Annotated in this window: 15 protein-coding genes; 4 read left to right on the top strand and 11 right to left on the bottom strand. The window is 59.6% G+C overall.

The genetic code is table 11. The features are described 5' to 3' along the window. Positions 1–48: 48 nt before the first annotated feature. From CKW14_RS11455 to glnE, 11 genes are all read right to left on the bottom strand, one after another. Positions 49–957 carry a glycosyltransferase family A protein gene (locus CKW14_RS11455; RefSeq protein ID WP_095047259.1) on the bottom strand — a complete coding sequence of 303 codons (909 nt, stop codon included), beginning with the start codon at positions 955–957 and terminating at the stop codon, positions 49–51. Further along, entirely contained in the window at positions 950–2,704 is a 1,755-nt protein-coding gene (locus CKW14_RS11450) for a carbamoyltransferase (RefSeq protein WP_095047258.1), read from the bottom strand. Before CKW14_RS11450 ends, CKW14_RS11455 begins: the two co-directional genes overlap by 8 nt. Before the next feature lie 172 nt (positions 2,705–2,876). Next, on the bottom strand, positions 2,877–3,212 hold the full coding sequence (locus CKW14_RS11445; RefSeq protein WP_095125333.1) for a YceK/YidQ family lipoprotein: 336 nt from the start codon (positions 3,210–3,212) through the stop codon (positions 2,877–2,879). A 119-nt stretch (positions 3,213–3,331) separates the two neighbouring features. Then, positions 3,332–4,783 (bottom strand): lipopolysaccharide kinase InaA family protein, encoded by a 1,452-nt coding sequence (locus tag CKW14_RS11440; protein ID WP_095125332.1) that lies wholly within the window; start codon positions 4,781–4,783, stop codon positions 3,332–3,334. After that, positions 4,783–5,535, bottom strand: a complete 753-nt coding sequence (locus CKW14_RS11435; protein ID WP_095125331.1) for a lipopolysaccharide kinase InaA family protein — start codon at positions 5,533–5,535, stop codon at positions 4,783–4,785. The genes CKW14_RS11440 and CKW14_RS11435 overlap by 1 nt, the downstream gene beginning before the upstream one ends. Then, positions 5,532–6,266 carry a lipopolysaccharide kinase InaA family protein gene (locus tag CKW14_RS11430; protein ID WP_093430128.1) on the bottom strand — a complete coding sequence of 245 codons (735 nt, stop codon included), beginning with the start codon at positions 6,264–6,266 and terminating at the stop codon, positions 5,532–5,534. The genes CKW14_RS11435 and CKW14_RS11430 overlap by 4 nt, the downstream gene beginning before the upstream one ends. Next, a complete protein-coding gene (gene rfaP, locus CKW14_RS11425) occupies positions 6,266–7,072 on the bottom strand; it encodes a lipopolysaccharide core heptose(I) kinase RfaP (RefSeq protein ID WP_093430127.1) in 807 nt (268 codons plus the stop codon). Before rfaP ends, CKW14_RS11430 begins: the two co-directional genes overlap by 1 nt. Further along, complete coding sequence (locus tag CKW14_RS11420) at positions 7,072–8,193, bottom strand: glycosyltransferase family 4 protein (RefSeq protein WP_095047255.1); 1,122 nt, start codon at positions 8,191–8,193, stop codon at positions 7,072–7,074. The genes rfaP and CKW14_RS11420 overlap by 1 nt, the downstream gene beginning before the upstream one ends. Continuing rightward, entirely contained in the window at positions 8,193–9,254 is a 1,062-nt protein-coding gene (waaC, locus tag CKW14_RS11415; RefSeq protein ID WP_077570514.1) for a lipopolysaccharide heptosyltransferase I, read from the bottom strand. The genes CKW14_RS11420 and waaC overlap by 1 nt, the downstream gene beginning before the upstream one ends. 1 nt (position 9,255) lies before the next feature. After that, positions 9,256–10,290 carry a lipopolysaccharide heptosyltransferase II gene (gene waaF / locus CKW14_RS11410; protein WP_093430125.1) on the bottom strand — a complete coding sequence of 345 codons (1,035 nt, stop codon included), beginning with the start codon at positions 10,288–10,290 and terminating at the stop codon, positions 9,256–9,258. A 310-nt stretch (positions 10,291–10,600) separates the two neighbouring features. Further along, positions 10,601–13,540 (bottom strand): bifunctional [glutamate--ammonia ligase]-adenylyl-L-tyrosine phosphorylase/[glutamate--ammonia-ligase] adenylyltransferase, encoded by a 2,940-nt coding sequence (gene glnE, locus CKW14_RS11405; RefSeq protein WP_095125330.1) that lies wholly within the window; start codon positions 13,538–13,540, stop codon positions 10,601–10,603. A 384-nt stretch (positions 13,541–13,924) separates the two neighbouring features. On the opposite strand from glnE, the gene aceE reads away from it, so the two are divergent. The 4 genes from aceE to CKW14_RS11385 all read left to right on the top strand — a co-directional run bounded on the left by aceE (position 13,925) and on the right by CKW14_RS11385 (position 23,169). Continuing rightward, complete coding sequence (aceE, locus tag CKW14_RS11400) at positions 13,925–16,570, top strand: pyruvate dehydrogenase (acetyl-transferring), homodimeric type (RefSeq protein ID WP_007915682.1); 2,646 nt, start codon at positions 13,925–13,927, stop codon at positions 16,568–16,570. Between the two features lie 11 nt (positions 16,571–16,581). Next, positions 16,582–18,546, top strand: a complete 1,965-nt coding sequence (aceF, locus tag CKW14_RS11395) for a dihydrolipoyllysine-residue acetyltransferase (protein ID WP_095125329.1) — start codon at positions 16,582–16,584, stop codon at positions 18,544–18,546. A gap of 276 nt (positions 18,547–18,822) precedes the next feature. Then, a complete protein-coding gene (locus tag CKW14_RS11390; protein WP_095125328.1) occupies positions 18,823–20,220 on the top strand; it encodes an alkaline phosphatase D family protein in 1,398 nt (465 codons plus the stop codon). A gap of 252 nt (positions 20,221–20,472) precedes the next feature. After that, entirely contained in the window at positions 20,473–23,169 is a 2,697-nt protein-coding gene (locus CKW14_RS11385) for a bifunctional diguanylate cyclase/phosphodiesterase (RefSeq protein WP_093430121.1), read from the top strand. The last annotated feature ends 16 nt before the right edge of the window (positions 23,170–23,185 follow it).

Below are 23,185 nucleotides of genomic sequence, written 5' to 3'. Positions count from 1 at the left end.
ACCTCACCGACATCCGTTACAAGGTACGCGCACATCACCGCGACCCACTTACCGAAACAGCAACCGCAAAGCCTTGCGGGTGTATGACCAGCGTGAAAACGTCCGCCAGTCTGCACGCAAAGCCTGGAAATAGAACGACCTGGCCAGCTTGTACTCGCCATGGGAATAACAGTCGCGAAACAGCGACAAACAGCGCTGTGCCAGAAACGCCTGGCGCAGATCACACATTTCTTCGGGCATTCTTCGACTGGAAAACACTTCGCTGACGACCTGCTCCGTACCGGCAGCAAGACTCTGGCGCAAATCATGGCGCATGCTGTCGGCGTGCTTGTGGATCAGTGCCAGAGGCTTGTCTAGAACGGTGCAGGGGTAGCGCGCCAGCACTTGGGCAAACACTGGCAGGTCCTCGACGTTGCGCAAATGTTCCGGGTAATTGCCCAGAGCGAACACTTCGCGGTGCATCGCACAGGCACCGTTGGAAATCGACACCGTCTTGTTCAGCAGGTAACCCTGCAGGCGCTGGCGGGGCGTCACAGGCAAAGGCCTGGCCGCCTGCAAACTGCGGCGGCCGTCAGCGAACACTGACCAGTGCGCACCGATCACCATAAGGGTCTGCGGATGACTGGCAATGTGCTGCGCAAGCGCAGCCAATGCACCGGGAGCCATTTCATCGTCAGAGTCGAGAAACACCAGATACTGCCCGGTTGTCTCTTCCAGCCCCCGATTGCGTACCGACGACAATCCGCCGTTGCTTTTACGCAGCGCGCGAAAACGACCGCCATGCTTGAGCAGGAGCCTTTCCACTACCTCAGGCGTATCGTCCGTCGACCCGTCGTCGATGACCAGCAGATCCGCCGTCGTTTCATCCAATTGCGCCAACACCGACTCCACTGCACGAGGCAGCGTTCGCGCATAGTTGTAAACCGGAATGACGACGCTGATCAGTGTTTCAGTCAAGTTCGTATCCTTTCACACCCTCTTTTACGACCAGAATATCTTCCATGATCAGGTATTCCAGATCCGAACCGAAAAACATGTTCAACGCGTCGGTCGGCGAGCAAATCATCGGTTCGCCACGACGGTTGAGCGAGGTGTTCAGCGATACGCCGTTACCGGTCAGGTTTTCCAGCGCCTTCATCATGTCGTAGTAGCGCGGGTTGTATTCACGCTTGAGGACCTGGGCACGAGAAGTGCCATCTTCATGGACGACTTCCGGCACACGGGTCTTCCACTCTTCCGCCACTTCAAACGTGAAGGTCATGAACGGTGCCGGGTGATCGATCTTGATCATTTGCGGCGCAACAGTGTCGAGCATCGACGGGCAGAAAGGCCTCCAGCGCTCGCGGAACTTGATCTGGTGGTTGATGCGATCAGCCACGCCAGCCACGCTTGGGCAACCAATGATCGAACGACCACCCAATGCACGCGGGCCGAACTCCATACGTCCCTGGAACCAGGCCACGGGATTACCATCAACCATGATTTTGGCGATCTGTTCCGGCATGTTATCGAGCTTGCGCCACGCTGGCTTGTTCTCGTGACGGGCGCAAGCGGCGATCACGTCCTCGTTGCTGTACGACGGGCCGAGGTAGACGTGCTCCATCTTCTCGACCGGCACGCCACGGGCGTGGGACACATAGGCAGCTGCGCCGACCGCCGTACCGGCATCGCCGGACGCCGGTTGCACGAACAGTTCCTTGATGTCGTCGCGGGCAATGATTTTCTGGTTCAGTTTGACGTTCAGCGCACAGCCACCGGCGAAGGCCAGTTTGCCGGTTTCCTTGAGCACGTCACCCAAATAGTGATCGATCATCTGCAGCGCCAGCTTCTCGAACAGCGCTTGCATGCTCGCGGCGTAGTGAATGTAAGGTTCGTCAGCAATATCGCCTTCGCGCTTCGGCCCCAGCCACTCGATCAGCTTAGGCGAGAAGTAGAAGCCTTTGCCCTTCTCTTTATAGCGGCGCAGGCCGATAACGTTGGCGTAGTCGGTGTTGATCACCAGCTCACCGTTTTCGAACGAGGCCAGACGCGAGAAATCGTACTTGCTGGCATCGCCGTAAGGCGCCATGCCCATGACCTTGAACTCACCGTCGAGCATCTCGAAGCCGAGGAACTCGGTGATCGCGCCATACAGGCCGCCGAGGGAGTCCGGATCGAAGAATTCCTTGATCTTGTGGATCTTGCCGTTCTCACCGTAGCCAAAGAAGGTCGTGGCGTACTCGCCCTTGCCGTCGATACCGAGGATCGCGGTTTTTTCTTTGAAGCCAGAGCAGTGGTAGGCGCTGGAGGCGTGAGCCAAGTGGTGCTCGACTGGTTCGATCTTGATCTTCTTCGGATCAAAACCCAATTGCTCCAGGCACCAGACAATCTTGTTGCGGTAGCGCTTGTAGCGGCGGTTGCCCATCAGGATCGCATCCAGGGCGCGATCCGGCGCGTACCAGTAACGCTTGGCGTAGTGCCAGCGCGCCTTGCCGAACAGGCTGATCGGAGCGAACGGGATCGCAACTACGTCAACGTCGGACGGCTTGATGCCGGCCTGCTCAAGACAGAACTTCGCCGATTCGTAGGGCATGCGGTTCTTTGCATGCTTATCGCGTACGAAGCGCTCTTCTTCAGCCGCCGCCACCAGCTTGCCGTCGATGTACAAGGCTGCTGAAGGGTCATGGCTAAGGGCGCCGGACAGGCCAAGAATCGTCAATGCCACAGGGGTCTAGCCTCTTTAGTCTGCGTGCAGGCGCGATGCGCCTTGAAAATTGATGTGCCCCCGCACAGGGCGAGTGACAGCTAAAGGGCGGGATTATAGCGTAAACGAGTAGGGAATTACCCTGTGCGATTGCCCTCGGGGTGAATGGTTTGGAGAAACCTTACCCTGCTACTCAATAACTGCCCTTGCGCCAGTAAATACCAAGATTGCCGTCGGTGAGCTGACGATAAACCGTATAGGGCAACGCTACTGTATCGAATACTCCGGACAATGGCAGATCCAGCAACACGAATGGCACCAGAAAACCGCTGGGATCCGGCGGCGCGTTCAACACGCAGAAGTCGAAGGCCAGACCGCTGTAAATCCGCGGAATGGACTGGCAATAGGTTTTTTGTTTGCGCATGTCCCGCGCCACGTCGGCATCGTCCTGCAAGACAGTCATGGCGCTGCCACAGCCAGCCAGAATCCATGAAAGTACACCCAGCGTTGCAGCCTGTTTAATGGTCAAAATTCGCCCTCCAAGGTCGTTGGGCAAATTAGCATCGGGACTGAACAGGGCACAGTTCATGGCTTCTGGAGAAGCTGTAGGACAAGTCGCTGAATCTTGTCCTCTACTGCTGGTTTGTCTCAGGCCACGCTGGAAATATCTTTCGGCAACCGCAGATCAATAATCCGATACAGCGCGCTGCTTTCGGGCCAGTTGCGCATGAATCGCGCACGGTCACGGGCATAGGCCGGCGCGAAACTGCCGACAGATCCATGCTGGCACATCGAGTCCAGATCGATCAGCGCCCAGCGATCCTGCTGCCAGAACAGATTATGTCCCTTGAAGTCGCCATGGCTGATCCGCTCGTCAATCAATCTGGCGAACAACTGATCCAGCGCCTGCAACTCCGCTTCCGGCGCTTCACCACTTTCAACGTACGGCGCAAAGCGCTCGATGATATCCGGCCCCGGCAGGAACTCGGTCACCAGATACGCACGGCTGCGCAGCCACAAAAAGCGCTTTTCCAGCACCGCCAGCGGTTTGGGTGTGGCGATGCCGAGAAACGCCAGGCGATTGCCTTCGCGCCACGAATGCCAGGCCCGACTTGGCCGCCAGAAACGCTTGAGCCAATGCGCAAAGCCCTTGATGTTGTAGCGCTTGATCACCAGCGCGCGCGCACCGGCCTGAACCTTGCCAACGCTCGCCGCACCACCGGTCTTGTACAGGTGACCCTGATCAAGCAACGCATCAGCCTGCTCCAGCACCGGCAGCATGGCTGACTCTTCTTCGCGGCGGATCGCGCGCAGAGCGAACGCTCCACGCTGCACACTGAACAGCGTGCACTCGCGACCGACCTTGATCAGGAAGTCTTTCAAACGCCAGCGCCGCACTTTGTCGATCTGTTTCTGCAAGGCCTCCAGCGGCAACGCATGCTCGCTATTGCTCAACAGGTAATACACCAGCAGCTCTTCAGTGAACGGTTCCAACGCCTTGGGTAACTGGGCGAAAAACACCCCGAGATTTTCCAGGACTTTTTGTCGCGACAACGGCTGGCCGGCGGTTTCTGCGCAAATCCCGGCACCGTCAATCAAGTACAACTGGTCGCCGTGGCGCAACAGATTGTCCAGGTGCAGATCTTCCTGCCAAAGCCCTTTGCCGTGCAATTGGCCAATAGCGCCCAGCGCCTCGGCCAGCACCGCCGATTGTTCATCGGCCAACACCGGCAGCGACTCGACTTTCGCCCAGGCATCGCCAAGGCTTTCGGCACCCTCAAGGAAATCGAACAGCAACCAGCCACCTTCGCCATTTTGCAAACCATCGGCCAGGAGCAGCGGCGTGGTCAGGCCTTGCGCAGCCAGCAAGCGCACGCCTTCCAGCTCGCGCTGAAAATGCCGGGCAGCTTTGCCGCCGACCAGCAATTTGGCCAGCACCGGACGCCCGCGCCAGACACCGGCGCCAACGTAACGCTGTCCCGGCAACACCCGCAGCAGGCTCAGCAATTGCAGATCAGCACTGCCGGCGGCATCGGCCAGCGTCACCGTCAGTGGCAATTGCGGGGCTCGTCCGGCACCGGCCAGCTCGGACAATTGCATCAGCGGGTCTCCTTGTGGCTGCGACGCGCGGTCAGCCGGGCCAGCCAACTGTCCAGCAGCGCGCTGTCAGTGGGCTGATCGAGATAAGCCGCGAGCAATTCACGCAGTTGCGCCTCGTTCCATTCCGGTGCGCGACGTTGCAGCGGTTCCAGATCCTTGATCCGGTCGCGCATACCAAACAACAACGGCCGGGTCTTTTCCAGGTCGATCAATTGCGCCTGATACCCGTCACCGGTGGCTCGCAGAAAAATATGTTTGGGATAGAAGCAGCCGTGCACCTGACGCACGCCGTGCAGATGCCGCGCGAGCAATCCGCAAGCCTTGAGAATGGCTGAATGCTGCGCGGTACTGAGCTGCGCCCAACGCTGCAACAGCGATTCCAGATCACTCCAGCCATCGAGTGCCCGAGTCAGCAGGATGGCACGGACTTCGCCGTTGACCTTACGCTCACCGAAAAACGCCGCTTGCAGCGCCGGGATACCGAGCTTGCGATAGCGACTGATATTGCGAAACTCGCGGGCAAAGCTTGGCTCGCCGAAAGGCGCATGCAAGGTCCGCGTCAGGTAGTTGCTCTGGCGCTTGAGGTAATAACCTTGCCCTTCAAGATCCAGACGGAAGACGCTGCTCCAACCGCCACGGGCGGTATTGGGTTCGTCCACGGCCTCAAGCTGCTTCGCCCAAAGCGCGTCAAAAGTGCCAAGACCATGGCGCTCAAGCAGTGCGCGGTCTTCAGCGGCGAGAAAATCAGTCATTCGCGTCCCTCGAAAAATCTCACCACGTGCCGAATCCGTTTCTTGTCGGCGCTATCAAGCCGATCGCACTGGCGGTATTGCTTATAGAAGCGCAGGCGTTGGGTATTGGACAGGTGGTATTTGGCGAGTTTATCGAGACAGGCCAGATCCTTGGTGATCCGATACTTGAGCCAGAAGCCGCGCCAGAACTCGCCGTTAGGGCAATCGATCAGAAATATCCGCGCCTGATCATCGATCAACAGGTTGCGCCATTTCAGATCGTTATGGGTAAATCGGTGATCATGCATCGTCCGGGTATAGCCGGCCAATTGCCGACTGACACCGTCGACCCAGGCGCGATCCTTGAGTTTCGGATCCTTGCGCTCGGCGAGCGCCGAAAGGTCTTCGGTGTCGGGCAGTTCACGGGTGATCATGGCGCCACGATCATACGCCGCGCCACGTCGCTCCAGCCCCCAGGCCACCACTTCAGCGGTGGGAATGCCCCACTTGGCGAAGCGCTTGAGGTTCTGCCATTCCATCTTCACCCGCGGCTTGCCGAGGTAACGGCGCAAGCCTTTACCGGCGCCGACATAGCGTTTGACGTAATAATTGACGCCGTTGCGCTGCACGCGAATCACTTCCGACAGCGGATCACGGGTCAGGCGTTCGCCCTGCAACGCAAATACCGCTTCGAGACTGCCGAAGTCTTCGGCGAGCTCGCTGTATTGCGGCTCGAGAGTCCAACCCGCCATCAGAGCGCATCCCCGTAACGCTGTTTACGCGCGTAGAGTTTGTTGGCCTTGCCTTCCAGCCAGCTCAGCAACGGCGCTTCTTCAGCCAGGATCTGGCGCAGCGGTTGCTGGAAATAGCCTTTGAGGAAACGCAGTTTGTCGCGGCGGGTCAGGCCGATGTCCAGCGCGGAAAAGTACAACGCGGCCAGATCTTTATTGCGCCAGCGCTGAGTGATTTTCGTGCGGGTCTGGGCACGGTGCAGGTCGATCACTGAGAGTTTGAAGTCGTCTGGCGTCACCGGTTTATCGGTGTGCAGCAGGAAGTGGCAGATATAGCAGTCACGATGGTTGACGCCAGCGCGGTGCATCATGCCGGTCATGCGTGCGACTTCGGCGATCAGCGCGCGCTTGAGTTTCGGCTCGGGCGGCTGCTTGACCCAATCGATGCTGAAGTCTTCGAGGCTGATGGTCGGCGCCAGTTCTTCGGTGACGATAAACGAGTGCTGATCTGCCGGGTTACTGCCCTTCTCGCCGTAAGCCACGGCAGTCATGGTCGGCACGCCGACTTCCTGCAGACGCTGAATGGCTTGCCACTCCTGGCCCGCGCCGAGAACCGGCAGCTTGGCGGTCAGCAGATTCTTGAAGATCTCGCCCCAGCCGATACCTCGGTGGATCTTGACGAAAAATCCGTTGCCGTCGACTTCCGTGCGCAGCGTCCGGCGTGCTTCCAGCTCGCGGTATACCTCGCCCTGCAAGCCTTCGACTTCAGCGAACGGGTCGCGGCCGGCCCACAGGCTTTTGAACGGTTCAGCCAGCATCAACTTCATTAAGCGTGCTCCGCCAGAATCACATCGGCCGCGTGCTGCGGCATGCTGTAGAGGTCGGCCGTCTCGGCGAAGGCCAGACCATTGCGGCTCCAGGCCGCGCGTGCAGCGTCGTCATGCAACATTTCAGTCAAGTATTGCGTCAGTTGCGCCTGATCGAACGGTTCGTCCAGCACTCGCCCGGCATCCGCCTCGGCAATGTAATGGGCGTAACCGCAGACCGCACTGACCAGCACCGGCAAACCGGCGACCAACGCTTCAAGCAGCACAGTACCGGTGTTTTCGTTGTAGGCCGGGTGGATCAACAGATCGGCGCCGAGCAGGAAACGCGGGATATCGCTGCGCCCCTTGAGGAACGTCACGTTATCGCCCAGACCCAAAGTTGCGCTCTGCATCTGGAATAATTTGGGGTCATCCTGGCCGATTACAAACAGCCGGGTGCGTTTCTTCAGTTCGGCAGGCAATGCAGCCAGCGCTTTCAGGCTGCGATCGACGCCTTTGGTCTTGAAGCCGGAGCCGATCTGCACCAGCAGCAGTTCGTCGTCCTTGAGATTGAATTCAGCGCGGAAACCGGCGCGAATTTCAGCGGCATCCGCCGGGCGACGACGATCCTGGGCGATGCCTGGCGGCAGCAGATGGAAACGCTCAAGTGGCGTGTCGTAATGCTTGATGAACAGCGGCTGCTGCACTTCGGAAATCATCAGCACTTCGGTCTTCGCATCCTTGGCGAACACTGCGCGCTCGTACTCGGCGAAGTGGCGATAGCGACCCCAACGGCGGTACAGCGAATTGCGCAAGTTCTGCGCCTTGTCTTCGAAGCAGCCATCGGCGGCGTAGTAGACGTCCAGCCCCGGCATCTTGTTGAACCCGATCAGGCGATCGACCGGGCGCTTGGCCAGGTCCGCTGCCATCCACGCGCTGAGTTTTTCGTTGCGACGATGGTTGAAGAACGCCTTGACCGGCGCCACCAGCACCTCAAAACCGGGCGGCACGTCGCCTTCCCAGATCAGCGTGTAGACGCGAATCTGGTGACCGCGCTTCTGGCATTCAAGGGCGATGCGCATGAAGTCGCGCTGCAAGCCACCGAACGGGAAATATTTGTACAGGACGAATGCCAATTGCATCAGCGCAGCTCCTCAGCCATTAACAACGTGCTCAGTCGGCTGGCGACACGCTCGGGGTTCAGACGCGTGAAGCACAGCGGCTGTTCACGCTTCAGGTCAAACTGACGGGCATCCTGCGCGGTCGGTTGATAGGTACATTTCTTTTGCAGGCATGGCGCGCATGGGAAGTCGCTGGCCAGGTGAATCTGCAACTTGCCGTAGGCGCCGGTCAGGCCCGGGTTGGTCGGGCCGAACAGCGAGATGGTCGGCACGTCCAGCGCGGCGGCCAAGTGGCCGAGACCGGTATCCACCGCGACGCAGGCTTGCGCACCAGCGAGGACTTTGCCGACGCCGGCCAGATTGAGCTTCGGCAGCACTTCGGCGTGTTTGAAACCGGCGGCGATGCGTTCGGCGCGGGCCTTTTCCTGTGGGTTGCCCCACGGCAGTTTGACGCCGACGCCGAGGTAGCCGACGCGTTCAGTCAGTTCGCGCCAGTAACTTTCCGGCCAGTGTTTGGTGTCCCAAGTAGTGCCATGCAGGAAGACCACAAAGGCGTTTTTGCGCGGCAGCTCGACCAGACGCTCGACGTTGAGGCCGTAATCGCCCAAGCCTTTCGGCAAGTCGTAGCCGAGAGCGATGGCGAACAGTTGGCGCACTCGCTCGACGGCGTGCTGACCGCGGGCCACAGCCAGTTTGCGGTCATAGAAACGCGAAGCCATCGGCTCTCGCGCCGAACCTTTATCGAGGCCGGCTACCGGCGCTTTGACGTAGCGGGTCAGCCAGGCGCTTTTCAGCAGGCCTTGAGCGTCGATCACCAAGTCGTATTTATTGGCGCGCACACTTTGTTTGAAGCGTTTCCACTCGCCGCTGGTGATGGTTTTCCAGAGGTTTTTGCGCCAGCGACGGATCGCCACCGGAATCACTTTGCCAACGGCCGGGTGCCAGGTCGGGATCTCGGCGAAACCTTCTTCCACTACCCAGTCGAACTTGATTCCGGGAATGGCCCGGGCGGCGTCGGTCAGCGCCGGCAACGCATGAATCACGTCACCCAGCGATGAAGTCTTGATCAGCAGTACCCGCAACTTAATGAACCTCGACCACAGAGCCCTGCAACTTCTGCAAGGCATCGTTGACCGCATCCGGCATCAGCTGGCGCAGGCAGTTGTAATGACCGAAACGGCAGGTGCGGTCGAAGCAGGGGCTGCAATCGAGGCCCAGACGAACCACTTCGACATGCTCGGCCAGCGGCGGGGTAAAACCCGGCGAAGTCGAACCGTAGACCGCCACCAGTGGACGGTTCAGCGCAGCGGCAACGTGCATCAGGCCGGAGTCGTTGGAGACCACCGCGTCGGCGCAGGACATCAGGTCGATGGCCTCGGCCAGCGAAGTGCCGCCGCTGAGGTTGACCGATTCTTCACGCAGGCCAGGAATCAGTCGAGCGCGGATATCTTCACCGACCGCATGATCGTTCTTCGAACCGAACAGCCACACCTGCCAGCCTTCACGAATGCGCGCTTCGGCGACTTTGGCGTAGTGCTCGGACGGCCAGCGCTTGGACTCGCCAAACTCGGCGCCAGGGCACAGGGCCAACACCGGGCGGTCGAGGGTCAGGCCGAACTTGGCCAACGCTGCTTCGCGAGTGACCGGGTCGATTTGCAGGCTTGGGCGCGGATAAGGCTTCGGCAGCTCGGCGTTCGGCTCATAGGCCAAAGCCATGAACCGCTCGATCATCAACGGATAGCGTTGTTTGTCGAGGGTGCGCACATCGTTGAGCAGGCCGTAGCGGAATTCGCCGCGCCAGCCGGTGCGTTTCGGAATGCCGGCGAAAAACGGCACCAGCGCCGACTTCAGCGAGTTGGGCAGCAGGATCGCCTGATCGTACTGACCACGCAGGGATTTGCCGATGCGCCGACGCGTCGCCAATTCCAGCGCGCCGTGGCCGAGCGGGAAGCTCAAGGCCTTGCGCACTTCGGGCATGCGTTCAAGGATCGGCCGGCTCCACTCAGGGGCCAGGACGTCGATTTCGCATTGCGGGTGGCGCTGCTTGAGACACTGAAAGAGTGTCTGCGCCATCACCATGTCACCGACCCAACTGGGCCCAACGATCAGAATATTCATGTGGTTTCCAAAAACGAACCGGGGAGGCATTTACGCCTCCCCGCCTCGAGAATCACTGAGGGAGCGGCACTGCTTGCGATGGGTCATTACCTTCAACATGACTGTCGACTGTCACTCCGCTATCGCGAGCAGGCTCGCTCCCACATGGTTTTGCCTCTGTTCACACATCTGCGACTCACCGCAGATCACTGTGGGAGCGAGCCTGCTCGCGAAGGGGCCAGCACATTCAACATCCATGCTGGCCGACCGACCGCCTTCGCGAGCAGGCTCGCTCCCACCTCTTGAATCTCATTGCCTTCATTGGCTTGTTTCAGCTTAGCCCCATCTCTTTCCATATCCGTAAAACCTGGCGGCGTTCGTCGGCAAACTGGTCACCCGGTATCACCCCGGCGTCCTTCTGCAACGCCTGCCGGTGAGCGGCGGAGCGGTAGGCTTTATAGGCCTCGCGCAACAGGCTGGCATCTTCGGCAGGCATCAGCCCTTCGTGTTCCAGCTCTTCCAGAATGCGGATGTTATCGGTCCAGCGCAGCAATGGCGGGTGGCTTTGCGACCACGCCAGAGCCGCGTATTGCACCATAAATTCAATATCGACGATACCTCCGGCGTCCTGCTTGAGGTCGAAGGGCGCTGTGGCATCGAAGGCATTTGCCGCCGTGCCGGCTGCGGTGCTCTTGGTGCCGAGGTTATCGCGCATTTTCGCGCGCATCTCACTGACTTCTTGTTGCAACTTGGCCAGATCGCGCGCCTTGCCCAAGACCTGCGCGCGGACTTTCTCGAACGCCTGACCGACATCCTGACTGCCGACCAGCACCCGCGCCCGCACCAACGCCTGATGCTCCCACGTCCAGGCTTCATTTTCTTGATAGCGCGCAAATGCCCCCAGCGAACTGACCAACAGCCCCGAAGCACCGGATGGCCGCAGACGCATGTCCACTTCATAGAGCTGACCGGAGTTGGTCTGCGCCGTCAGCAAGTGAATGATTCGCTGCCCCAAGCGCGTGAAGAACTGCGCGCCATCAATCGACTTCGGCCCGTCGGTTTCCGCCTGCGGATCGCCGTCGTGGATAAACACCAGGTCCAGATCCGAACCATGCCCCAGTTCCAGGCCGCCGACTTTGCCATAACCAACAATGATGAAGCCGGGATCGCACAAGGTGCCGTCGGTGCGCAGCGGTGTGCCGTACTTGGCCACCGTCTGGCGCCAGGCCAGGGCCAGCACTTGCTCGAGAATCGCCTCGGCCAGCCAAGTCAGGTAATCGCTGACTTTCATCAGCGGCAGGCTGCCCGCGATTTCCGACGCCGCCACGCGCAAGCGGTGCGCCAATTTGAAATGGCGCAAGGCTTCCATTTGTTGTTCGAGGTCGTCTTCGGGAATCCGCGTCAGGCGCTCGCGCAGTTCAGCCGCCAGTTCCGGCGCCAAGGGCGGCTTGAACAGTCGGCCTTCGTTTAACAGTTCATCGAGCAGCAACGGGAAGCGCGTGATCTGCTCTGCGATCCACGGGCTCGCCGCGCACAGCGTCAGCAAGCGTCGCAGTGCACCGGGGTTTTCCGTCAGCAAGACCAGATAAGCCGAGCGCCGAGCGACCGCTTCGACCAGCGGCAACACCCGCTCAAGCACCAGATCCGGATTGGCGTGTTCCACAGCCTGTGCGAGCAGACGCGGAATAAAGGCATCCAGACGCTCACGCCCCAACCGCTGCATCGCGCGCAATTGCGGGCTGCTGCGCAATCCGGCCAACGCTTTCAGGGCTTTGCTCGCGTCAGCAAAACCGCCCTCTTCCAACTGCCGGCACGCGGCCTCCTCGTCCTGCGCCTCTTCCCACAGCGGCAGCCATTCACCGCCGACCACCACTTCGCTTTCGGCGCCCTCATCTTCATCGGGATCGGCAATCACCTGGGCGAAGTGCCAAGCGACGCGACCGCGCCAGAACATCAGTTTTTCATGGAAAGAATCCCAATCGGCAAAGCCGAGCATGAAGGCAATGCGCGCTTGATCCTGCGCGCCATCCGGCAGCATCTGGGTCTGGCGGTCGGCAATCGCCTGAATCGCGTGTTCGGTGTAACGCAGAAATTCGTAACCCTCGCGCAACTCGCTGATCACCGCCGGCGGTAGATAACCCTGCCCCTCCAGCGTGCTCAACACCTTTAATAGAGGACGCTGCTGCAAGCTCAAGTCGCGACCACCGTGGATCAACTGAAAGGCCTGAGCAATAAATTCGACCTCGCGGATACCGCCGGAGCCGAGTTTGATGTTGTCGGCCATGCCCTTGCGCCGCACTTCCTGCTGGATCAGTTGCTTCATGGTGCGCAGCGCTTCGATCGCCGAGAAGTCCAGGTAACGGCGGTAAACGAACGGCCGCAGCATGTCGAGCAACTGCGCACCTGCCACCTGATCGCCTGCCACCACCCGCGCCTTGATCATCGCGTAGCGTTCCCAGTCCCGGCCCTGATCCTGGTAATACTGCTCCAGCGCATTGAAGCTCAGCACCAGCGCGCCGGACGAACCGTAAGGGCGCAGGCGCATGTCGACACGGAACACAAATCCGTCGACGGTCATCGGATCCAGCGCCTTGATCAAGCGCTGGCCGAGACGTATGAAGAATTCCTGATTATCCAGCGAGCGCTTCACGCCCACCGTTTCGCCGCCCTCGGGGTAAGCGAAGATCAGATCGATGTCCGAAGACAGGTTCAACTCAACGGCGCCGAGCTTGCCCATGCCGAGGATGACCATTTGCTGCGGCTCACCGCTGCGGCGGCCGGTCGGCGTGCCGAACTGTTCGCAATGGCGGCTGTACAACCATTGATAAGCCTGGTCGATAGTCGCGTCGGCCATATCCGAGAGATCGCGGCAGGTCTGCACCAGATCGGCCTGACGGGTGAGATCGCGCCAGATGATCCGCACTTGATGGCGAGCGCGCTGGCGGCGCAAGGCGCGGCCGAGTTCATCTTCGGTTTGCGCGGCGTTCACTGCCGCAGCAATCTGCGCACACAATTCGCCCGGCGCGAAGGCCCGGTCGAGTTCGCCGGACTGCACCAGTGCAAGCAACATCAAAGGGTCACGAACGCTCTGTTCAATGACAAACTCGCTGGCGGCGGTGACGCGGGCGAACTGCGCCCAGCGCTCTGGCGTCCAGTTCGCCAGGCCGTGATCGTCTTCCAGCGCGGCGACGGCCGTACGGAACGACTGCTCGGATCGAGTGACCAACGACAGGAAAAGGGCAGGCAGTTCGGCAAGCACGGGCAGGGTCATGGTCTATCCTTGATCGGCGTATAAATGGCCGCTTGTAGTGATTGGTGAAAAGCCGCTACCCGGAGGACTGTCGAACAAAAGTTAGAAATAGCTGAAATTTCTTTCTCTTTGGCAGCGAACATCAAAGTTTCACCTTTTTCGGATGGCAAAAGACCAACCTTAACGATTATTCTCACAACGCAGCCGGAGGCCACAAGCCATTCTTCTGTAGTTTTACTACTCGTCTATACATTCGAAAGGCTGAAATGCCGGAAGATTTGTAGTAAAACTACACGCCGCCGGAACAACCTATCGGCAATCCAAGAATTTTAAATCGTCTGCCCACAAGGCCAGTCGCAAACTCAGGCAACCGATTCTGGAAGCCTTTCCGCCCTGGAGCAAGCCATGCAAGACCTCGATCCCGTCGAAACCCAGGAATGGCTGGACGCCCTGGAATCGGTTCTCGACAAAGAAGGCGAAGACCGTGCTCACTATCTGATGACCCGTATGGGCGAACTCGCGACCCGCAGCGGCTCGCAGCTCCCTTACGCCATCACCACGCCTTACCGCAACACCATCCCGGTAACCCACGAAGCACGCATGCCTGGCGACCTGTTCATGGAACGCCGCATTCGCTCGCTGGTACGCTGGAACGCGATGGCCATGGTAATGCGTACGAACCTGAAAGATTCTGACCTGGGTGGTCACATCTCCAGCTTCGCTTCCAGTGCGACCCTGTATGACATCGGCTTCAACTACTTCTTCCAGGCCCCGACCGACGAACACGGCGGCGACCTGATCTACTTCCAGGGCCACACTTCGCCAGGCGTTTACGCCCGTGCGTTCATGGAAGGCCGCATCACCGAAGACCAGATGAACAACTTCCGCCAGGAAGTCGACGGTCAGGGCCTGTCGTCCTACCCGCACCCTTGGCTGATGCCTGACTTCTGGCAGTTCCCGACCGTATCGATGGGTCTGGGTCCAATTCAAGCGATCTACCAGGCACGCTTCATGAAGTACCTGGAACACCGCGGTTTCATCCAGCCGGGCAAACAGAAAGTCTGGTGCTTCCTGGGCGACGGCGAGTGCGACGAGCCGGAATCCCTGGGCGCGATCTCCCTGGCCGGCCGCGAGAAGCTGGACAACCTGATCTTCGTCATCAACTGCAACCTGCAGCGCCTCGACGGCCCGGTTCGCGGCAACGGCAAGATCATCCAGGAACTCGAAGGCGTGTTCCGTGGTGCTCAGTGGAACGTGACCAAAGTCATCTGGGGCCGTTTCTGGGATCCACTGCTGGCCAAAGACGTCGACGGCATCCTGCAACGTCGTATGGACGAAGTCATCGACGGCGAGTACCAGAACTACAAAGCCAAAGACGGCGCGTTCGTCCGTGAACACTTCTTCAACACGCCAGAACTCAAGGCGATGGTTGCTGATCTGTCCGACGACGAGATCTGGAAACTCAACCGTGGCGGCCATGACCCGTACAAGGTCTATGCGGCGTACCACGAAGCGGTCAACCACAAAGAACAACCAACCGTCATCCTCGCCAAGACCATCAAAGGTTATGGCACCGGTGCCGGCGAAGCGAAAAACACTGCGCACAACACCAAGAAAGTCGACGTCGACAGCCTGAAGTTGTTCCGCGATCGTTTCGACATCCCGGTCAAGGACGAAGAGCTGGAGAACCTGCCGTTCTTCAAACCAGAGCCAAACAGCGCCGAAGCCCGCTACCTCAGCGAGCGTCGCACTGCACTGGGCGGTTTCGTCCCTCAGCGCCGCGCACAAAGCTTCAGCGTGCCGACTCCGGACCTGGACACCCTCAAGGCCATCCTCGATGGTTCCGGCGACCGTGAAATTTCCACCACCATGGCTTTCGTGCGAATCCTCGCGCAACTGGTCAAGGACAAGGAAATCGGCCCGCGCATCGTCCCGATCATCCCGGACGAAGCCCGTACCTTCGGTATGGAAGGTATGTTCCGTCAGCTCGGCATCTACTCGTCCGTCGGCCAGCTCTACGAGCCAGTCGATAAAGACCAGGTGATGTTCTACAAGGAAGACCAGAAAGGTCAGATCCTTGAAGAAGGCATCAACGAAGCAGGCGCCATGAGTTCGTTCATCGCTGCCGGTACTTCGTACTCCAGCCACAACCAGCCGATGCTGCCGTTCTACATCTTCTACTCGATGTTCGGCTTCCAGCGTATTGGCGACCTGGCCTGGGCTGCCGGCGACAGCCGTACCCGTGGTTTCCTGATCGGCGGCACCGCCGGCCGTACCACCCTGAACGGTGAAGGTCTGCAACACGAAGACGGCCACAGCCACCTGCTGGCCGCGACCATCCCGAACTGCCGCACCTACGATCCGACCTACGGCTACGAGCTGGCGGTGATCATTCAGGACGGCATGAAGAAGATGACCGAAGAGCAACAGGACATCTTCTACTACATCACCGTGATGAACGAGTCGTACCAGCAGCCAGCCATGCCGGCCGGTGCCGAAGAAGGCATCAAGAAAGGCATGTACCTGCTCGAAGAAGACACCCGCGATGCGGCGCACCACGTACAGCTGATGGGTTCCGGCACCATCCTGCGTGAAGTCCGTGAAGCGGCGAAGATCCTGCGTGAAGAGTTCAACGTTGGCGCCGACGTCTGGAGCGTTACCAGCTTCAACGAACTGCGTCGCGACGGCCTCGCTGTCGAGCGCAGCAACCGTCTGAAGCCTGGCCAGAAGCCTAAGCTGAGCTACGTCGAAGAGTGCCTGAACGGCCGTAAAGGTCCGGTCATAGCGTCTACCGACTACATGAAGCTGTTCGCCGAGCAGATCCGTCAGTGGGTACCGTCCAAGGAATTCAAAGTCCTGGGCACCGACGGTTTCGGCCGCAGCGACAGCCGCAAGAAACTGCGTCATTTCTTCGAAGTCGACCGTCATTTCGTGGTGTTGGCAGCCCTGGAAGCACTGGCTGACCGTGGTGATATCGAACCTAAAGTCGTGGCTGAAGCCATCGTCAAGTTCGGCATCGACCCGGAAAAACGCAACCCACTGGACTGCTGAGGAGACATTTTGTGAGCGAACTCATTCGCGTACCTGACATCGGCAGCGGTGAAGGTGAAGTAATTGAACTGTTTGTGAAGGTCGGCGACCGTATCGAAGCCGACCAGAGCATCCTGACCCTGGAATCGGACAAGGCCAGCATGGAAGTGCCGGCCCCGAAAGCCGGCGTCATCAAGAGCCTGAAAGTGAAACTGGGCGACCGTCTGAAAGAAGGCGACGAACTGCTTGAGCTGGAAGTCGAGGGCGCCGCTGAAGCGGCCCCTGCTCCTGCCGCTGCGCCGGCTGCAAAAGCGGAGGCCAAACCGGCTGCCGCGCCTGCTGCCGCTGCACCAGCCGCTGCCCCTGCTGCCGCTTCGGTTCAGCAAGTGCACGTGCCGGACATCGGCTCTTCGGGCAAGGCACAGATCATCGAGATCCAGGTCAAGGTCGGCGACACCGTCGAAGCTGATCAATCTTTGATCACTCTGGAATCCGACAAGGCGAGCATGGAAATCCCGTCGCCTGCCGCTGGCGTGGTTAAAGCCATCAGCGTCAAGCTCAACGACGAAGTCGGCACTGGCGACCTGATTCTGGATCTGGAAGTGGCGGGTGCTGCGGCCCCTGCGGCTGCCGCTCCGGCCCAGGCTGCTGCACCGGCCGCTGCCGCTGCGCCTGCTCCGGCAGCCGCGCCAGCAGCACCGGTGGCTGACAGCGTTCAGGACATCCACGTTCCGGACATCGGCTCGGCTGGCAAAGCCAAGATCATCGAAGTGTTGGTCAAGGCTGGCGACAGCGTTGAAGCCGACCAGTCGCTGATCACCCTGGAATCCGACAAAGCGAGCATGGAAATCCCATCGCCTGCCGCTGGCGTGGTGGAAAGCGTTTCCATCAAGCTAGATGACGAAGTCGGTACCGGCGACCTGATTCTGAAGCTGAAAGTCAAAGGCGCAGCGCCTGCTGCTGCCCCGGCTCCAGCTGCCGCCGCTGCTGCTCCGAGCGCTCCGGCACCTGCCGCTGCTGCTCCGGCTGCCGCTGCACCTGCTGCAGCTCCAGCCGCCGCACCGGCCAAGCCGGGTGCCAAAGTTCACGCCGGCCCTGCCGTGCGTCAACTGGCCCGTGAGTTCGGCGTTGAGCTGAACGCTGTCGGTGCCAGCGGCCCGCACGGTCGTATCTTGAAAGAAGACGTGCAGGTTTACGTCAAAGCGATGATGCAGAAGGCCAAGGAAGCACCGGCCGCTGCAGCGGGCGCAACCGGTGGCGCGGGCATCCCGCCGATTCCGGTCGTCGACTTCAGCCGTTTCGGCGAAATCGAAGAAGTGCCGATGACTCGCCTGATGCAGATCGGCGCGTCGAGCCTGCACCGCAGCTGGCTGAACATCCCGCACGTGACTCAGTTCGATTCGGCTGATATCACCGAGCTGGAAGCGTTCCGCGTGGCGCAGAAAGCCGTTGCAGAGAAGGCTGGCGTCAAGCTAACCATCCTGCCGCTGCTGCTCAAGTCGTGCGCGCACATGCTCAAGGAGCTGCCGGACTTCAACAGTTCGCTGGCGCCAAGCGGCAAAGCGATCATCCGCAAGAAATACGTGAACATCGGCTTCGCCGTCGACACCCCGGATGGCCTGCTGGTACCGGTGATCAAGAACGTCGACCAGAAGAGCCTGTTGCAACTGGCAGCCGAAGCCGCTGCGCTGGCCGCCAAAGCCCGCGACAAGAAGCTCACCGCTGACGACATGCAGGGCGCCTGCTTCACCATTTCCAGTCTTGGCCACATTGGCGGCACCGGCTTCACGCCGATCGTCAACGCGCCGGAAGTGGCGATCCTCGGTGTTTCCAAGGCAACCATCCAGCCAGTCTGGGACGGCAAAGCCTTCCAGCCGAAACTGATGCTGCCGCTGTCGTTGTCCTACGATCACCGTGTGATCAACGGCGCCGCTGCCGCACGCTTCACCCAGCGTCTGGGCAGCCTGCTGGCGGACATCCGCACGATCCTGCTGTAACTCGATCGGCCCTCCGGCAACGGAGGGCCGATTGCTGCACCCTTTCGAGCGCCACACGCTCGTACCTCAACCCCGTCAGTTTGGCGGGGCTTTTTTTTGCCTGAAGAAACACCTCCCTCGTCTTTTTCCCACACGTCGCGCTGACATCGGCCACAACTCCGGTCGACTTGGTACCGATCTTTTTTATTCGATACGCAACTAACCTAGGCGCAACCAATTCAACTAAGAAAACTTAGTGAAATCCTGTTAACTCAAGTTAATTCGAATGGATTCGACATGTTAAAACCAACTATCGGCCCAATTACCGGCCACGTTACAACTGTTCATGCGCGCATCTTCATGCGTGGCGATCGTCAGAACAACTCGCCGGTATTTGCCGGGATTCGTTATCGCGCTTCAAGCACACAACATTGGTCCAAAGGTAACTTTGCGCAACTGAGTGAATTACGCGAAATGTCACATGTGTTCGCCCTCAACAATTTGAGTGCCGACACCGAATATGAATATCAGACCGGCTGGTTCAGCCCGATGAATCCGGTACATACGCCAGACAGCGTTGCCGAGTTGCCGTTGCAATGGCCACGGGAAATCTATCGCCTGCGCACCCGCTCCAGCAAAGCCCTGCAACCCAGAGCCTACATCGTCGGCTCCTGCCGCTACTTGCGCATGACTGCTGGCATTGCCTCCCTGCCGCAACTGGGTGACCGGATCTTTGCATCCATCAATCAGCTCATCGAGGGCATACAACCCCCGATCAGCGCGGTATTGATGACCGGCGATCAAATTTATGTGGACGACTTGAACCTGGTCGCACCGGATCGCGAATACAAAGACATCCTCAACAAGTACCGCGCCGCGTTTTCCCAACCAAACATTCAACGGTTGATGTCTGGCACGTCGACTTACATGATTCTCGATGATCACGAAATCGAAGATAACTGGCCTGCCAATGCCAGCAAGTCCGACGGCGACTTGTACCGTAACGCAATGGCTGTCTATGAGTTGTATCAGGCCAGTCATAGCCCGGTACATCCGCTGACAACTAACGGTGAAATAGATCACTCGACACTTGAGCACTACTGGTATCAATTCAGCGACGGCGATATCGAATGGTTTGTCACCGATAGTCGCACCCGCCGCAACTTGTCAGCCGATGACCGACGCATCCTCGACGAGGCACAGGAACAGGCCCTGCTCAAATGGCTGAGCCACAGCACAGCGCGGGTCAAGTTCGTGGTCACCAGCGTGATGTTCTATCCCGATCGCAAACGCCACGGCGATGACGCCTGGAAAGCCTTTCCCGAGCAACGCCTGCGCCTGCTGGAAACCATCCGCACCCGGCGAATCAAGAATGTCGTGTTCATTTCCGGGGACGTGCATGGCTCGCTGGCGGCTCGTTTGACACACAGCGAAGACCCGGACTTCGAAATCCACACGGTGGTGTCCTCGCCGCTGTGCAACAGCAAACTGCTGCCATATGCCAAAGCGTCCACGTTCATCCTGGATCAGCCGCTGGTGCACACGGCGGCGGGCGATTATCGGCATGAACTGACCAGCACGGTGGTGAGTGAAGACAATTTCGCCCACTTGGTGGTCGAGGCTGATCAGATTATGGTCAATTACCATGATCGGGATGGAAAACGGCTGCAGTCGATCGCCATAAAGCTGCGCTAAGCCTTAAAGATCGCAGCCTTCGACAGCTGCTACAGAGGGCGCATTCCCCTGTAGACACTGCCCAAGGCTGCGATCTTTTACTCTTTTCAACGACGTGCTGGAGAAATGCCCGACGCAGCCGACATATTCTTATAGCACTTGGCCTTCATGTCTCTTGTCAGTCAGTGCCGCAATGATGCAACCTTGCCGCAGGCAACAGTAAAGAGGGCGAGAGCCCGGCGCGTTCAGCATATTTCCAAGCGAGTTCCCTTCATGAAGAGCCAACCCGATGCCGCCAGCCGTATGGCGGCCGAGGTAGTGACGCAGTTGCCTGTGCCCTCGCGGCTCGGCATGCTGCGTTTCGAGCGCTTGAATGAAGCCAGTTGGGCGATGCTGTTTCTCGATCCCAACTGTGAACGCCAGTTCGGTCAGCCAGCCGTCGAGCTTTGCGCGCTGGTCGGCTCACCCTACGCCAGCCTGATGGAACCCGAAGCGCGCTATCAACTGCACGACGCGATCCAGCAGCAACTGCGCGACAGCCCGCATTATCTGGTGCGCTATACCCTGCACACCGCCGCAGGCAAGCTGAACATCCTCGAATTGGGCGAAGCGTATAAACAGCACAATCGTCATCTGCTGCGCGGCTATCTATTGGCGGTCGATGATGTGTTCGACGAAGTGCCGCAGGTGCCCTGCGTCGACCTCGAAACCCAGAATTCACGCCTGCAAATCGCCCTTGAACTCAATCAACGCGCGCAGCAGGAACAACTGCAGCACCTGGAACGCGTGCGCGCCCAGCAGGACCTGATTCTGCTGCTCGCGCGCCAGCGCTACAGCACGCACAACTCCTTGCAGGAAGCCGCCGAGCTAATCACCCGCTGCGCCTGCGATATCTATGAAATCGACTGCGCCAGCTTGTGGAACCTCGAAGGCCAGCATCTGGTGCCGATCTCCGCGTACCACCGCGCGACCCAGGAATACATCCTTCCGGACGTGATCGACATCAGTAGCTTCCCGGATTACATGGACGCCCTGCATGGCAGTCGCGCCATCGATGCGCACAACGCGATGCGCGACCCGCGTACCCGGGAGATGGCCGAAGCCCTGCGCCCGCGCGACGTCAACGCCATGCTCGACGCCAGTATTCGCGTCGACGGGCAAGTGGTCGGCGTGCTGTGCCTGGAACAGACCGGCGTCACCCGCGCCTGGCAGTCCGATGAAATCGCCTTTGCCGGTGAGCTGGCCGACCAGTTCGCGCAAGTCATCAACAACCACAACCGCCGCACTGCCACCAGCGCCCTGCACCTGTTCCAGCGTGCAGTCGAGCAAAGCGCCAACGCGTTTTTGCTGGTCAATTGCGACGGCGTGGTCGAGTACGTCAACCCGAGTTTCACCGCGATCACCCAATACACCACCGAAGAAGTCCATGGCCAGCGTCTGTCCGAACTGCCGGCGCTGGAAAACCTCAGTGAACTGTTGTTCGACGCGCCCTCGGCGCTGGCCAAGAGCAACAGTTGGCAGGGCGAATTCAAAAGCCGCCGCAAGAACCTCGAACCGTACTGGGGTCAGCTGTCGATCTCCAAAGTCTACGGTGACAACCGTGAGCTGACGCATTACATCGGCATCTACGAAGACATCACCCAGACCAAACTCGCACAGCAGCGCATTGAGCGACTGGCGTACACCGACAACCTGACCAACCTCGGCAACCGGCCGGCGTTTATCCGCAATCTGGACGAACGCTTCGCCCGCGACAGCGATACGCCGATCAGCCTGTTGCTGGTCGACATCGACAACTTCAAGCGGATCAACGACAGCCTCGGCCACCAGACCGGCGACAAGCTGCTGATCAGTCTGGCCCGGCGTCTGCGCAACAGCCTGAGCCCAAGTGGCAGCCTCGCGCGGTTCGCCAGTAACGAATTTGCCGTGCTGCTCGACGACACCGACCTGGCGACCGGTCAGCAGATCGCCAACCAATTGCTGGCGACCCTCGACAAGCCGATGTTCGTCGACAACCAGTTGATCAGCGTCACCGGTTCGGTCGGCCTGGCCTGTGCACCGCTACACGGTCGCGATCCGCAAACGCTGATGCGTAACGCCGGCCTGGCGCTGCACAAAGCCAAGGCCAACGGTAAACATCAGGTGCAAGTCTTCACCGAAGCACTGAACGCCGAGGCCAGCTACAAACTGTTCGTCGAAAACAACCTGCGCCGCGCCCTGACCCAGAACGAGCTGGACGTGTTCTACCAGCCCAAGCTGTGCCTGCGCAGCGGTCGTCTGCTGGGCATGGAAGCGCTGCTGCGCTGGAACCACCCGGAACGCGGCATGATTCGCCCGGACCAGTTCATCAGCGTCGCCGAAGAAACCGGCCTGATCATTCCGATCGGCAAGTGGATCGCCCGTCAGGCCTGCCGCATGAGCAAAGCGCTGACCGCAGCAGGGATGGGCAATCTGCAAGTGGCGATCAATTTGTCGCCGAAACAGTTCTCCGACCCGGATCTGGTAGCCTCCATCGCCAACATCCTCAAGGAAGAAGCGCTGCCGGCCAATCTGCTCGAGCTGGAGCTGACCGAAGGCCTGCTGCTGGAAGCCACCGAAGACACGCATTTGCAGCTCGACCAGCTCAAGCGCCTTGGGTTGACGCTAGCCATGGACGACTTCGGCACCGGGTATTCATCGCTGAGTTATTTGAAGAAATTCCCGATCGACATCATCAAGATTGATCGCAGCTTCATCCACGAAATTCCCGACAACCAGGACGACATGGAAATCACCTCGGCGGTGATCGCCATGGCGCACAACCTGAAACTCAAGGTTGTGGCCGAAGGCATCGAAACCGCCGAACAACTGGCGTTCCTGCGCCGCCACCGTTGCGATGTCGGACAGGGTTACCTGTTTGACCGGCCGATTCCGGGCGCAGAACTCATCCAAGCGCTGAAACGCTACCCGCGCGGCCCGCTCTGCCTCTGACCTCGCCGCTCCTACA

This window comes from Pseudomonas sp. Irchel s3a12 (assembly GCF_900187485.1).
Taxonomy (GTDB): domain Bacteria; phylum Pseudomonadota; class Gammaproteobacteria; order Pseudomonadales; family Pseudomonadaceae; genus Aquipseudomonas; species Aquipseudomonas neuropathica.
Note: the sequence above shows the minus strand (reverse complement) of the source record. Positions and strands in the feature narration are given on the sequence as shown.